11 protein-coding genes are annotated in these 11,919 nt (G+C 71.8%); 8 read left to right on the top strand and 3 right to left on the bottom strand.

The features are described from left to right. The first annotated feature begins 41 nt into the window (after positions 1-41). From ACIG3E_RS37200 to ACIG3E_RS37215, 4 genes are all read left to right on the top strand, one after another. On the top strand, positions 42-3,791 hold the full coding sequence (locus tag ACIG3E_RS37200; RefSeq protein ID WP_399624837.1) for a hypothetical protein: 3,750 nt from the start codon (positions 42-44) through the stop codon (positions 3,789-3,791). Between the two features lie 312 nt (positions 3,792-4,103). Further along, the gene (locus ACIG3E_RS37205; RefSeq protein ID WP_399624839.1) at positions 4,104-4,868 is read left to right on the top strand and encodes an ATP-binding cassette domain-containing protein; all 765 of its coding nucleotides are present in this window, start codon (positions 4,104-4,106) and stop codon (positions 4,866-4,868) included. Between the two features lie 4 nt (positions 4,869-4,872). Next, positions 4,873-6,153 (top strand): ABC transporter permease, encoded by a 1,281-nt coding sequence (locus ACIG3E_RS37210; protein ID WP_399624841.1) that lies wholly within the window; start codon positions 4,873-4,875, stop codon positions 6,151-6,153. A gap of 81 nt (positions 6,154-6,234) precedes the next feature. Beyond that, positions 6,235-6,597 (top strand): hypothetical protein, encoded by a 363-nt coding sequence (locus ACIG3E_RS37215; protein ID WP_399624843.1) that lies wholly within the window; start codon positions 6,235-6,237, stop codon positions 6,595-6,597. 333 nt (positions 6,598-6,930) lie between these two features. Here ACIG3E_RS37215 and ACIG3E_RS37220 read toward each other — a convergent pair whose 3' ends face one another. Further along, positions 6,931-7,596 (bottom strand): hypothetical protein, encoded by a 666-nt coding sequence (locus ACIG3E_RS37220; protein WP_399624865.1) that lies wholly within the window; start codon positions 7,594-7,596, stop codon positions 6,931-6,933. A 286-nt stretch (positions 7,597-7,882) separates the two neighbouring features. Beyond that, a complete protein-coding gene (locus ACIG3E_RS37225; protein WP_399624846.1) occupies positions 7,883-8,545 on the bottom strand; it encodes a hypothetical protein in 663 nt (220 codons plus the stop codon). Between the two features lie 426 nt (positions 8,546-8,971). Here ACIG3E_RS37225 and ACIG3E_RS37230 point away from each other — a divergent pair, with 426 nt between their 5' ends. From ACIG3E_RS37230 to ACIG3E_RS37240, 3 genes are all read left to right on the top strand, one after another. Then, complete coding sequence (locus ACIG3E_RS37230; RefSeq protein ID WP_399624849.1) at positions 8,972-9,187, top strand: hypothetical protein; 216 nt, start codon at positions 8,972-8,974, stop codon at positions 9,185-9,187. Between the two features lie 491 nt (positions 9,188-9,678). After that, positions 9,679-10,245 (top strand): SigE family RNA polymerase sigma factor, encoded by a 567-nt coding sequence (locus ACIG3E_RS37235; protein WP_399624851.1) that lies wholly within the window; start codon positions 9,679-9,681, stop codon positions 10,243-10,245. Continuing rightward, positions 10,238-10,894, top strand: a complete 657-nt coding sequence (locus ACIG3E_RS37240; protein ID WP_399624853.1) for a hypothetical protein — start codon at positions 10,238-10,240, stop codon at positions 10,892-10,894. The genes ACIG3E_RS37235 and ACIG3E_RS37240 overlap by 8 nt, the downstream gene beginning before the upstream one ends. Before the next feature lie 31 nt (positions 10,895-10,925). On the opposite strand, the gene ACIG3E_RS37245 is transcribed toward ACIG3E_RS37240, so the two are convergent. After that, positions 10,926-11,579 carry a flavin reductase family protein gene (locus ACIG3E_RS37245; protein ID WP_399624855.1) on the bottom strand — a complete coding sequence of 218 codons (654 nt, stop codon included), beginning with the start codon at positions 11,577-11,579 and terminating at the stop codon, positions 10,926-10,928. A gap of 64 nt (positions 11,580-11,643) precedes the next feature. Here ACIG3E_RS37245 and ACIG3E_RS37250 point away from each other — a divergent pair. After that, the coding region (locus tag ACIG3E_RS37250; protein ID WP_399624857.1) for an ArsR/SmtB family transcription factor at positions 11,644-11,919 on the top strand (276 nt) is incomplete at its 3' end.

The raw sequence follows: 11,919 nt of genomic DNA on the forward strand, positions 1-11,919 counted from the left end.
CTTCGGTCGGCCTGCGGGGCAGGGCGCGGGGAGGGAGATCGATGGGGCGTCGGGAGAAGCCACTGGAGCCCACGGCGGGGCCCGTCCAGCGTTTCGCGTACGACCTCCGCAAGCTGCGCGCCGAAGCGGGCAGCCCCACCTACCGGACCCTCGCCGAGCGCACCGCGTACTCGGCGCCCACCCTGTCCGCCGCCGCCTCGGGCGACCGGCTGCCCTCGCTGCCGGTGCTGCTCGCGTACGTGGAGGCGTGCGGCGGCGACCGGGCGGTGTGGGAGGCGCGGTGGCACGAGACCCTCGCCGCCGCACCCGCCCCGGACGACGGCGGGTCGCCCTACCCCGGCCTCGCCCGCTTCGACCCCGAAGACCGCGACCGCTTCCACGGCCGCGACGACCTCGTCGCCGAGCTCCTGGCCCTGACCGGGCGCCGCCGTCTCACGGCGGTCGTCGGCGCGTCCGGCAGCGGCAAGTCGTCGCTGCTGCGGGCGGGCCTGATCCCGGCCCTACAGGAGGGTGCCTCCTGGGACGGAGGCCCCCGCGTCGCCGCGATCCGCGTCCTCACGCCGGGCGAACGGCCCGCTCGTACGCACAGCGCCCGGTTCGAGGCGGGTGATGAGGGCGGTGAGGTGGCTGGTGAGGCCGGTGAGGTGGCCGGTGAGGCCGGTGACACCTTCCTCGTCGTCGACCAATTCGAGGAGGTCTACTCGCTCTGTCACGACACGGACGAGCGGGAGCGGTTCATCGGGCGGGTCCTCGCGGCCCGCGACCCCGGCAGCCGACTGCGCGTCGTCATCGCCGTACGCGCCGACTTCTACGGGCGTCTGGCCGAGCACGGCCCGCTGGCCGACGCGCTGCGGGACGCGACGCTGCTCGTCGGGCCGCTGCCGCCGCACCGGCTGCGCGAGGCGATCGTACGGCCCGCGGCAGCCGAACGGCTCGTCGTCGAGAGGGCGCTGACCGCGCGGATCGTGGCCGACACCGGTGACGAGCCCGGCGGCCTCCCGCTCATGGCGCACGCGTTGCGCGAGGTCTGGCGGCGGCGCAGCGGCAAGACGCTCACCCTGGCGGCGTACGAGGCGATCGGCGGGGTCCAGGGCGCCGTCGCGCACACCGCCGAGGACGTGTTCGGGCGCTTCACGGAGGCGGAGGCGGCCCTCGCGCGGTCGCTGCTGCTGCGCATGGTCGCGCCCGGCGACGGCACGCAGGACACGCGGCGTACCGTCGAGCGCGCCGAACTCGGCGACCAGTGCGACGCCGTACTGGAACGCCTCGTCGCCGCGCGCCTTCTGACCGTCGACGGCACGCGCGTCGACCTCGCCCACGAGGCGCTGATCAGCGCGTGGCCCCGGCTGCGCCACTGGGTCGAGGCGGACCGGGAGCGCCTTCGGCTGCACCGCGCGCTGACCGAGGCGGCGCTGAGCTGGCGTGACCTGGACCGCGACCCCGGCGCGCTATACCGGGGCACCCGCCTGTCCACGGCCCGCGAGGCCCTCACCGACCCCGTGGAACTCAGCGCCCTTGAGGGCGAGTTCCTCGCGGCGTCCGTCGCCGCCCACGACCACGGCGTGCGCGCGAAGGCGCGCGCCGCGCGCCGTGGTCGCGCGCTCCTGACGGCGCTCGCGGTCCTGGTGTGCCTGGCCACGGTGGCGGGCGCCCTCGCCTGGCAGCAGAACCGCGTCAGCGACCGCCGCGCCGCCGAGGCCCAGGCCCGCCGCATCGCGGGCATCGCCCAGACGCTGCGCGTGTCCGACCCCCGTACCGCCATGCGCCTGGGCGTCGCGGCCTGGCGGATCGCCGACCTGCCGGAGACCCGCGAGGCGGTACGGACAGCGGGGGCACAGCGGGAGGCCGTGACAGTGGCGGGGTTCGAGGCGGGAGACGCCCCGAACGCGCCCGCCTTCCTGAGCGAGGACGGCCGCGTGCTGACCGTCGTCGACCGCGACGAGGTGACCTGGTGGGACGCGCGAGGCGGACGGCGCCTCGGGACGGACGCGTACCCGGGCGTCTTCCGGCGGTACGCGGCCGCCAGCCCGGACGGGCGCCTCATCGCCCTCCATGCGGAACGGGGGTACGTCGTCCGGGACGTGCGGGCAGGGCGCACCGTCACCCCGCCCTTCGGGCCAACCCGCATGGCCGACGTGGAGGGCGAATTCGCAGCCCATGGACGGCTGTTCGTCATCCGAGTCCGGGAACGCGGCCGAATGGTCGTCCAGGTGTGGGACGTACGGCGGCACAAGCGGCTCGCCCGCCTCACGGGGGACATCAGGAGCGCCAACCCGTTTCCCCTGCTCAGCCCCGACGGCCGACGCCTCCTCACCTGCGGGCGGGACGGTCGGCACCTGACCCTTTGGCCGATCGACGGGGGCCGGGCGCGGCACGTGCCGTGGCCGGGCGCCGTACAGCGGCTGGCCTGTGCGGCGGGGAGCTGGACGTTCACCCCGGACGGCCGCGCGCTCTCCTTCGCCGCGAAGGACGGAGTACGGACGTGGGAGGTGGATTCCGCGCGGGAGCGCCCGCGCCTGGACGTGCCGGATGTCGTCGAGCAGGCGGTGGACTACGGCGGGGACAGCGGCCTCGCCGTGACCAGCGGTCCCGGCGTCCTGGCGCTGTGGCGTACGGCGAGCCCGAGCGGGCCGGTGATGCGGTACGCCCCGGCTGAGGACGTGTACGGCGTGCCCCGCCTCGACCGGGCGGACGGGGTGATCAGGTACCAGACCGACGACGCGGTGGTGCGCGTCATCGACGTACGGGACGCACTCGGGAGCAAGGGCCTTAGCGGTGAACGGCCCCTCACTCAGGCGGCGTTCAGCCCGGACGGCCACACCCTGGCGGTCGCTCGGCACGGCCCCTCGGGGCAGACGGTCGAGCTGCGCGATGCCCGCGAGGGGCGCGTACGGGCCCGGCTGCCGGGGCGGATCTGCACGGACTGCCCCGGGCCGCTCCTCCGGTTCTCCCCGAGCGGCAAGACCCTCGTGGCCGCGGCCCCCGGCGAGGACGCGCGCGGGGAGCCCCTCGGGACACGGGTTCTCCGCTGGAGCGTTGGCACACACCGGCAACTCGCCGACAGCTTCGTGCCGTCGATAGTGGAAAGCCTCACCGTGCCCGGGGACGGCACGCCAGCCGTCACCTCCGGCTCACCCGCCGAGATCCGGGACAACGACGCCTGGCACCTCGACGTCTGGAAGGTCGGTCCGCGCGCCACCTCCCGCGCGCTGCGTCGGCCCACGGGCGGCCAATGGAGCAGGATCTCCGACGACGGACTTCTCGTCCTCTCCTCGAACGGCAAGCTGACCAACGTCACGACCGGACACGCGACACGGGTCCTGCGCGGGGAAGGGACGCTGGAGAACGCGGCCTTCAGCCCGGACGGCCGCTACCTCGCCGTACTCGACGCCAACGCCGGGCTCACGCTGTGGAACGCGCGCGGCACCCGCCGCCTCGGCGCGCTCGCCGCCAAGTCCCCCACCTCGTCCGAGAGCGACTCCATGCCGCTCGCCTTCTCACCGGACAGCCGCCTGCTCGCCATGGGCCGCGAGGACGGCACCGTCCGCGTCTGGGAGACCGGCACCCCGCGCCTGACCGGCGCCGCGTACCCCGCCGCCGACGGCCCCGTCCTCGCACTCGGCTTCGCCGACGGCGTCCTGCGGATCGCGACACCGCGCACCCCCGCCCGAGAGGTGCCACTCGCGCCCGACCGGGCGGCGGCCACGGCCTGCCGCCGGGCCCAGGGAGGGCTCACGCGGGCGCAGTGGCGGGCGTATCTGCCGACGCTCCCCTTCCGCGGCACGTGTTGAGGGACGAGCTGCTGGTCACGCGGGACCATCGGAGGAGGGGCCGCGCGATCGTCCATCGGCGCCGGAACTGACCCACCGCGCCCTGGCGATCTGCGGCCAGCGGCCCGCATGCCCTTCGCCGCAGCAAGCATCCGGCCAACATCTCTGAGGGGCAACGGAGTTACCCGTGGTCGCGCCGACCATCGACTATGGTGCTTTGCGCCCTTCGAGCACGGAAACCACACGAGGTTGGGGGGAACGTGAAGACCCGGATGATGCGCACGGGCACAGGGAGGGCCAATCTCGGCTCTACCCCACGTTTTCGGGAGAGAGATGCCCTCCACCACAGTCGCGCGCCTGACGTCCCTGACCCAGGGGTACGGAGCCCAGCGGATCATTGACCGTCTGGACCTGACGATCTCCACGGGAGTCACCGGGCTTCCGGGGCCCAACGGCGCGGGCAAGACCACTCTGCTGCGCACCCTCAACACGATCGCCGCTCCCCAGTCGGGCACCCTGGAGCTCTTCGGCAAGCCCCTTCGAGGTGAGCGCGACGCGCGCCGGGCACGGCGTCGGATCGGCTACCTCCCGCAGGACTTCGGCTACTACCCGAACTTCTCCGTGCGCGACTTCGTCCAGTACTGCGCGTGGCTGCGCGAGGTACCCAGGCGCGAGGCCCACGCGGCGGTCGGTGAGTCCATCGCCGCCGTAGCACTGAGCGACCGGCAGGGCGACAAGATGAAGTCCCTGTCCGGCGGCATGCTGCGCCGCGCAGGCATCGCCGCCGCCATCGTCGGGAAACCGTCGCTCGTGCTGCTCGACGAGCCCACCGTGGGCCTGGACCCGGGACAGCGACTCGACTTTCGTGAGCTGATCCGGTCCCTGGCGCGTGACGGCTCCGCGGTGCTCCTCAGCACCCACCTGGTCGAAGACATCGGTGCCGCGTGCGACAGCGTGCTCGTCCTCCGGGGCGGGCAGGTCATCCACGGCGGTACGCCTCGGGACCTGGCCCTGGCCGCGTCCGCGAGCGCGCCGGGCGACAGCGCGCTGGAACGCGGACACATGACGGTCCTCAACGGTCACTCGGTCAGCGGGTGACCGCGTGCTGAGGATCTTCGCCATCGAACTGCGGCGCTCTCCACTGCTTCTGGCTCTCCCGCTTCTTGTCGTCATCGACCTTCTCGTCCTGTTCGGCCGGTCCCGGTACTGGATCGGCGTGTGGCCCGAAGCCAGTGCGGCCGCGCAAGTGGTGACCCTCTTCCTGGGCCCGGCTCTCGCGGCCGTCTCCGCGTGGCAGGCAGGACGCGGCTCCCGATCCGGCATGCCTGAGCTCGTCCTGGCGTCCGCACGGCCCGCCTGGCACGCGGAGGCCGCGCGCTTCGCTGCGACTCTCACCCTGGGCTGCGCCGCGTACGGCGTCGGTTGTCTCACCGCCGCGGCCGTCTCACTCGAAGACGCAGGCCCTGGATTCCTGTGGCCCTCATACCTGCTGCTGGGCTTCGCCTCCCTCACCACCTTCGCGGCCCTCGGTCACCTCGTCGGACGTATCTGGCCCTCAGCCGCCTTCACACCAGCCGTATGCGCCCTGGGCGGTTTCGTCGCCTACGTAGGTGTCGGCCAGGGCTACGGCCTCTACGTGCTCAGCGGCGGGCCCACCTACACGATCGACGGCACAGTCCTCTCCCAGCGGCTCCTCCTGGCCCTCGCTCTCTCCTGCGTCGCGATCTTCTTCAACCGCGTCCCCAAGACGTACCGGACAGTGGCTGCGTACCCTCCGGTCGGGGCCCGCGCGCTCATGGGCGTATCCATGCTGCTGGCCTTCGCCCTCGTGCCGCTCATCGCCTTGTCGGGACCCGTACGGGTAACGCGTCCGGCCACGGCGGTGGAGCCCCTGTGCGACCGCGGCGGCGGCCGCGGCGCCCAGGTCTGCGTATGCCCGGAACACCGCAAGTACCTGCCTGAACTGACCGCCATGGCCGACCGGCTCGCCTGGATTCCGCAAGGCTGGATCAAGCAGCCCGCCGCGTTCTACGAGTTCGGCCTGCGCCCCACGAGACTGGGAGATCCCGGCTTCGACATAGCCGAGGGGCACGTACGCCCCGCCGCCATCTCCATGGCCGCTCAGGTGTCCACGCACTCCCTGGGCTGCACGCCCCCGCGTGACGCCCGGCGGGCCTGGGAAGCCTCCGACCGCCTCGATCTGTGGCTGGAGTACCGGGCCATGGGCACGGACCCCAAGGCGGCCGACGCGGGCCTGAACATGGTGGGAGTCGCTCAGGAGCAGCGGGCGGCCGGCAAGGCCGTCACCCTCACCGAGGCCGAACAGGAGGCGTGGGCCGCCGAGCAACGCGCTCAGATGAAGAAGGCCGGATGCGAAGGCTGATGCCCAGCCCCCATGCGCTCAGTCTGGCGAGGGTTCACCGGGGCGTCCCCGTGCTGGGGGGGAGTCGTCACCGTCACCGTCGTGTCCGCCGTCCTCGGCGGCACCCAGGTTCCCGTGCCCTCACTCGAAGACGGCGGCGGCACGGTCGGCATCCCGTTCCGACGGGATCTGCCTCTCCTGTCGGCGGTTTTCCTGGCCACCCTGTGGTCGGGACCCATGGCCGCCCACGAGCAGCTCGGCTCGTACGTCTTCCACCGGGCACGCGTCCAACTCCTCATCGGAGGGGTCCTGATGGCCTCCTGCCTCTCCCTGACAGCCGAGACCCTGGCGGTCGACGCGGCAGCCGGGCTGATCTTCGTGCGCGCTCGCTCCTCACCTGGTTCGGCGTGGCACAGCTGTCCACCGCCCTCTTCGGACCCCGCCTTGCCTGGCTGCTCCCTCTGACCTCGGCCTTCCCCCTCATCTGGTTCACCGGCAGCCCCTGGGACTGGACCGACGCGGCTGCCTCTCATCTCGGTTTCTGGGCGCTGGCGGCGGGCTCGGTCGCACTGGGGAGCGCGAGCCTCGCATGGACACCGTGGCGACGGTACGCGTCACGACGTCACAGCCGAGAGCCGAGCTGAGGGCTCAGCCAGCAGGCCCGTTCCGCGAACATCCGGCTGGCCCGACCCAGAGCTCGGCGACCCGTGCCTGACACCGCACACAGGCCAGCCGGAGCCCCGAGCGGCCCGCTGTCCGTCGCCCGCGGAAGCGAGCTTGGCAAACCACGGCAATCGGTCATGCGGGACCACCTGAGGGGCGACCGTGATCCGCAATCGCTTGGCCGCGTCCACCTCGTGGTGTGTCGACGCCGGACCCGGTGTCGGCCGATGCGTCCGCGATGCGCTGGTGGTAGGTCTGACGGTCGATGACCTCCAGTCCGTCGACCTCCCATGGCGGCAGCCTCGCGGAATCCCGGTGCTCGTACCACAACCGCAGAGCGACGGCGGCCGCATCGTGCAGGTCACGAGCCTCCTCCCAGTAACGGATCTCTGCGTGGTCGGTCGTGTGACGGCTGGTCAGTATGAAGGGGTGCTCCTGGGCCAGTTGCTCAAGGGCTCGGCGCACCTCTGCCAGCGGCCTGGCGGGGCCGGTGACAGTCAGGGTGACGTGCCAGAGACGGGGGGCTTCGGTGCCTTGCCCCTCGGTGTAGTCGGGGCCAGTGTCTGTGCTCTTGTCGCTGGCAGTCACGGAAACGTCGGAGCCCCTGGTTTCCTGGAGGCCGACGGCGCCGCGTCCCGGGCTCTCGCCGGAACCTTCACGAGTGCCGTGAGAGGCGGGCTCGCGCGCCTTGGGGGCCGACGTACGGCCTGCGGATGTCTGGCGGCGGGAGGGTTCTCCAGGGTGCCCGGATGCTTGCTCTACGCGGCTTGGGTCGGCAGTCTCCGTGCTCGCTGTGGCCAGTGCCGTGGGGCGAGCCGCCTCGCGCAGATCATCAGGGATCTCGACGTCCGCAGCGTATCCGAGGGATTCCAACAGACGCTGCAGTTCATGAACGGAAGAGAGACGTGCGGCCTTCCCCGCGGTCGGGTGGGCGATGTGGCGGCGCAGATGTGCGATCCTGCGCACTGCCCTGGCCAGGGAGAGCGGAGTGCGTTCACTGAGCTGCCGGGCACCCTCGACCCCCAGGGACGACTGCTCCAACAGAGCGTCGAAGGCCTCGTCCTGGGCGTCGACGGCCTCGTCCTGGTCACCCATGGTGCTCACCCTCCTCCCGCTTCGCCGCCGTCCTCCACCGGTAGAGCAGTCCCTCGATGACGCGGACCGATGACGCGCCCAGGATCTCCTTGATCTCTTCCTGCGTGTAGTCGTCGAGTGTCAGGGCGACGGCTGTCCGCATGCGTGGGTCGCAGATGTTGGTGAGGTCGTCCAGCACCCGAAGCTTGCCCAGGACCTCGGAGGCGACGTTGTTGACCGTCGGCCTCTCGGCCGTGGCCCCTGCCTGGCGCACGGCGCGGTGCCACCTCTCTCGGTGGCTGCGGTGCCTGCGGTATTCGTTGGGAAACTCGTATGCGCAGGCGCCCATGAAGTACGTGGCGATACTGGCGCCGCCCTCGTGGCTCCACCCTCCCTCCACCAGGGCCCGCTGGCGGAACCGCGGCAGGGCGCGAGCCACCGTCATCGTCGCCAACTCCTCCCGCACGTCGCTGTCCCGGGCGAGCTCTTCGATTTCGCGCTCATCAGGCCGGAGGTCGAAGCCGTGCGTGGCGAGGAGCTGGAACAGGAACCCGGAGTGCATCCAGGCGCGGAGCACCGAGATTCCGTACCGGGCCAGTTCCTCCTCGAACCGTTCGTAACGACGACCGGTGAAGCCGTCCTGGGCCAGCAGCAGGACCATCTGCTGGTCGGCCATCCGACGGTCGATGTTCTCTTGTAACCGGCGCGTCTCGCGCCTGTGGGGGGCTCCCACCTCGCGCAGTGTGCTCGCGGGGACCGGAGCGCCGAGCTGTTTCGCGCGGGGCTCACCGGCAGGCTGTAGGTTCTGGGCACGCGTGCCGGCGGACTGCCCGTCACCGGGCCGGCCGTCATCTCGCATCGCCTCCCCCTCTGGTCGTCACCGGCGCGCCCTGACCGGAAGCGCCCGTCTTGGCGGCCGCTGCGGCGCCCTCGTAGGTCGTCCCTTGTATGTCCGACGCGGGCGGGTACCCCACGAGCACTTCCAAGATTCTTTGGGTCCGGTTCGTGTGGAGTCCCTTCGGCGCGACACGCCCGTGGGGTACGCGGAGAGCCGCGACATAGGAGTGGTCGTCACAACCCCGACCCAGTCATGGAGACGTACGTGAGCTCTTCGCCCGCACCCACGCCGCCGAACCGGCCCGAGCGCGGTCCGTTCCTGACGGTGCACACGGCCCTCGTGCTCCTGACAGCGGCCGTCGTCGGCCTGGTCATGGGAGGTCTCATCTTCGTCGGCGGGGGCACGGCCGCCGAAGCTGCCTTCACCGGCCTCACCGCAGGTGGCGTCAGTGTTCCAGTGCTCCGTGGCCTCATCGGCTGATGCCCCGCCTGCGACCGTCTGCTCAGCTGTGCCCCTATCGCCGACCCTTTGGAGACCGGAGCTCCGCTCTCCTGGCAGCCGTGGTGTCATCGTTGCACCGACCGCACGCTGACCCGCAGTTGAAGGAGAGGCGCTATGTCCGAGCCCGGATTCGTCAGCCTCTGAGCTTCCTTCGCGAGCACGCCGCACCATGCCACGCACCAGCTCTATGACTGTGGCGGAACGCCTATCGCTGCTCGACGGTATACAGGGCCAGCTGCACTGGTCTGACCGGCACGCCGACGAGTGATGGCGCTACCGCGGCCCGCCCTGTCGCGATTCCAGGATGCTGGCGGTCCATCACTGCCGGTCCTCGGCACCGTTCGCCCCGATACAGGGCTGATCGCTCGGGTCCGCTGGGCTTCGGCGGTCGGAACGGCGACGTAACATCGCCGCCCTCCCGGGCGTGTACCAGGCAGAGAGCAACCACCGGGCGAGGGAATCGGGGGACGATGGGACAGCGCAGAGAGGGGCCCGACGCCGCGCGGAGGGCGGAGGAGTTCGACGCGTTCTACGCCGCGACGGCCAAGCGGACCGTCGCCGTCGTCTACGCGATGACGGGCGACCTCGCTGAAGCGGAGGACGCCGTCCAAGAGGCGTACGTACGGGCATGGCAGCGGTGGGGGAAGCTCACAGGCGAGGGGGATGACCCGTTGCCCTGGGTGCGGACGGTGGCTGCCCGTCTCGCCATCAGCACCTGGCGCAGGACACGGAACCGGGTGCGCGCCCAGTTCCGGCACGGCCCGCAGGCGGACGTACCGGAACTGTCGGCGGATCGGGTGGTGCTGGTGGCGGCACTGCGGGAACTCCCGCCCCGACAACGACAGGTGGTGGTTCTGCACCACCTCCTGGACCTGCCCGTGGAGCAGGTAGCCCGCGAGACAGGCACGACCAACGGCGCGGTGCGCACCCGGCTGAGCCGGGCACGCAAGCTGCTCGGCGCCCGCCTGACCGCAGACGAGGACACCGGCGCGGCTCGTCGCGCACCCATCACCGAGGAGGTGGCGAATCATGGCTGACGCGAAGGTCGAGGAATTCCTCGACGAGGTGGCGGTACGACTGCCGACTGCCGCGCAGGTGCGCGCACGGGGCGGACGGCGGCGGGCCCGGCGCCGGGTCGCGGGCGCGGCCGTGGCCGCGACGGTGGTCACGGCAGGGGCACTGGTATGGACGGGCACGGCTGACGACGGCCGAGAGGCGCACCCGGCGACGCACCCGAGCACCCCGGCGATCGTCGTCGAAGGCATGCCGCGGATCCTGTCCGCCGACGAGGTTCCCGGGGACGGCCGCTGGCATTGGCAGGCCCAGGATGAGGACACGAAGGACACACCACTGCCGCGGATCGCGGAGAGCGGCACGTGCCCCGACTCGTTCCGCGAGCGGAAGACCCCCGAGCACGTCCAGTACTCCGCCACGTACTACTCCGACGCCGCCGATGGCGAGGCTTCCGCGAGCCACCGCGTCGTCTCCTACGCGAGCGGGGAGGTGGCCGGACGCGAGCGCTCGGCCTACGAGGCGGAACTGGAGGCCTGCGGTCTGACGTACCGGGGCGGAGCGCGGCCGCACTGGTCGGGCACCGCCTCCGGCGACGGCACCCTCCTGCGCGTGAGCGTCCAGCAGGATGGCAGGTGGCTTTCGGTGGTGGAGGTACAGGTGGAGTCATCCTGAGGGCAGGCGAGGCCGCCGCGCGCGCCGGGGCTCAGTCGGAATCGCGTGGCGTCTGGGTGCGGTAGGAATGGCCGAGCTCCGGGCCGAGTCCGAAGTAGTGGCGGAAGTTGTAGATCAGGGGGCTCCAGGCGGCGGGGTCGATGTGGTCGGTGCCCGGCACGACGATGCGGGGATCGGCGTGGACCTTGTGCACGACCGTCTCCACGATGGCGAACTCTCCCGTGACGTCCGGCTGGACACGCGCGGCGCGGGCCTCCAGCTGGATCGGGCACGCGGCGACGCGAGGAGGCCGGACCAGGAGGGAGGGTTCGCCGGTCAGGTCGGCCGCGGCGAACTTCTCCGGCTCGTAGCGACAGCCCTGGGGCTTGGTCGAGGGCACCGGGTTCCGGCCGGTCAGTGGCGCGAGCCGCTCCACCGCGGGCCACTGGGACGGGGAGGGCAGGTTGATCACCAGGTCGGGTCGGCTGCTGAGGTTGAGCGCGGTCTGCCCGTCGCGGCCCAGGCCGATGACGACTGTCTGCCCGAGGGCCCATGCGGAAGAGATCGGGGCCAGGTTGAACGAGCCGTCCTGGTTCTCCGTCGACAGGAGTACCACTGGCGTGCCGAAGTACAGGATGCTCGGTGTGATCTCCACGTGGGTGGCGGCTGTTCGCGCAGGTGGGGCCTTGGGCGGTGCTGTGTTCATGGCGAGGACCCCAAGAGCCGGATGTTTCGGTGGTTGCCGAAGCGTCGCGGGTGACAATGGGGGTATGAGCGTGAAGCGAGCGCCGGGGAGCGGCCCCGATCTGGCCTCCGTGGCGAGGCTTCTGGCCGATGGCACGCGGGCGGGTTTCTGTCTGGCCCTGCTCGACGGCCGGGCGTGGACGGCGACGGAACTGGCCCGTCATGGGGGAGTGGCGCCCTCCACGGCGACCGAGCACCTGCATCTGGTCGTACGGGGAAACCTGCTCGCCGAGGAACGCCAGGGCCGCCATCGCTATGTGCGCCTGGCCGGTCCCCATGTCGCCGAGCTGATCGAAAGCCTC

The organism is Streptomyces sp. NPDC053474 (assembly GCF_044544845.1).
Classification (GTDB): domain Bacteria; phylum Actinomycetota; class Actinomycetes; order Streptomycetales; family Streptomycetaceae; genus Streptomyces.

Bases quoted from the DNA above. Each gene is read 5' to 3' on its own strand.
- ACIG3E_RS37240 (WP_399624853.1), top strand. From the start codon at position 10,238: ATGGCTGACGCGAAGGTCGAGGAATTCCTCGACGAGGTGGCGGTACGA.
- ACIG3E_RS37200 (WP_399624837.1), top strand. From the start codon at position 42: ATGGGGCGTCGGGAGAAGCCACTGGAGCCCACGGCGGGGCCCGTCCAG.
- ACIG3E_RS37205 (WP_399624839.1), top strand. From the start codon at position 4,104: ATGCCCTCCACCACAGTCGCGCGCCTGACGTCCCTGACCCAGGGGTAC.
- ACIG3E_RS37225 (WP_399624846.1), bottom strand. From the start codon at position 8,545: ATGGCCGACCAGCAGATGGTCCTGCTGCTGGCCCAGGACGGCTTCACC.
- ACIG3E_RS37235 (WP_399624851.1), top strand. From the start codon at position 9,679: ATGGGACAGCGCAGAGAGGGGCCCGACGCCGCGCGGAGGGCGGAGGAG.
- ACIG3E_RS37245 (WP_399624855.1), bottom strand. From the start codon at position 11,579: ATGAACACAGCACCGCCCAAGGCCCCACCTGCGCGAACAGCCGCCACC.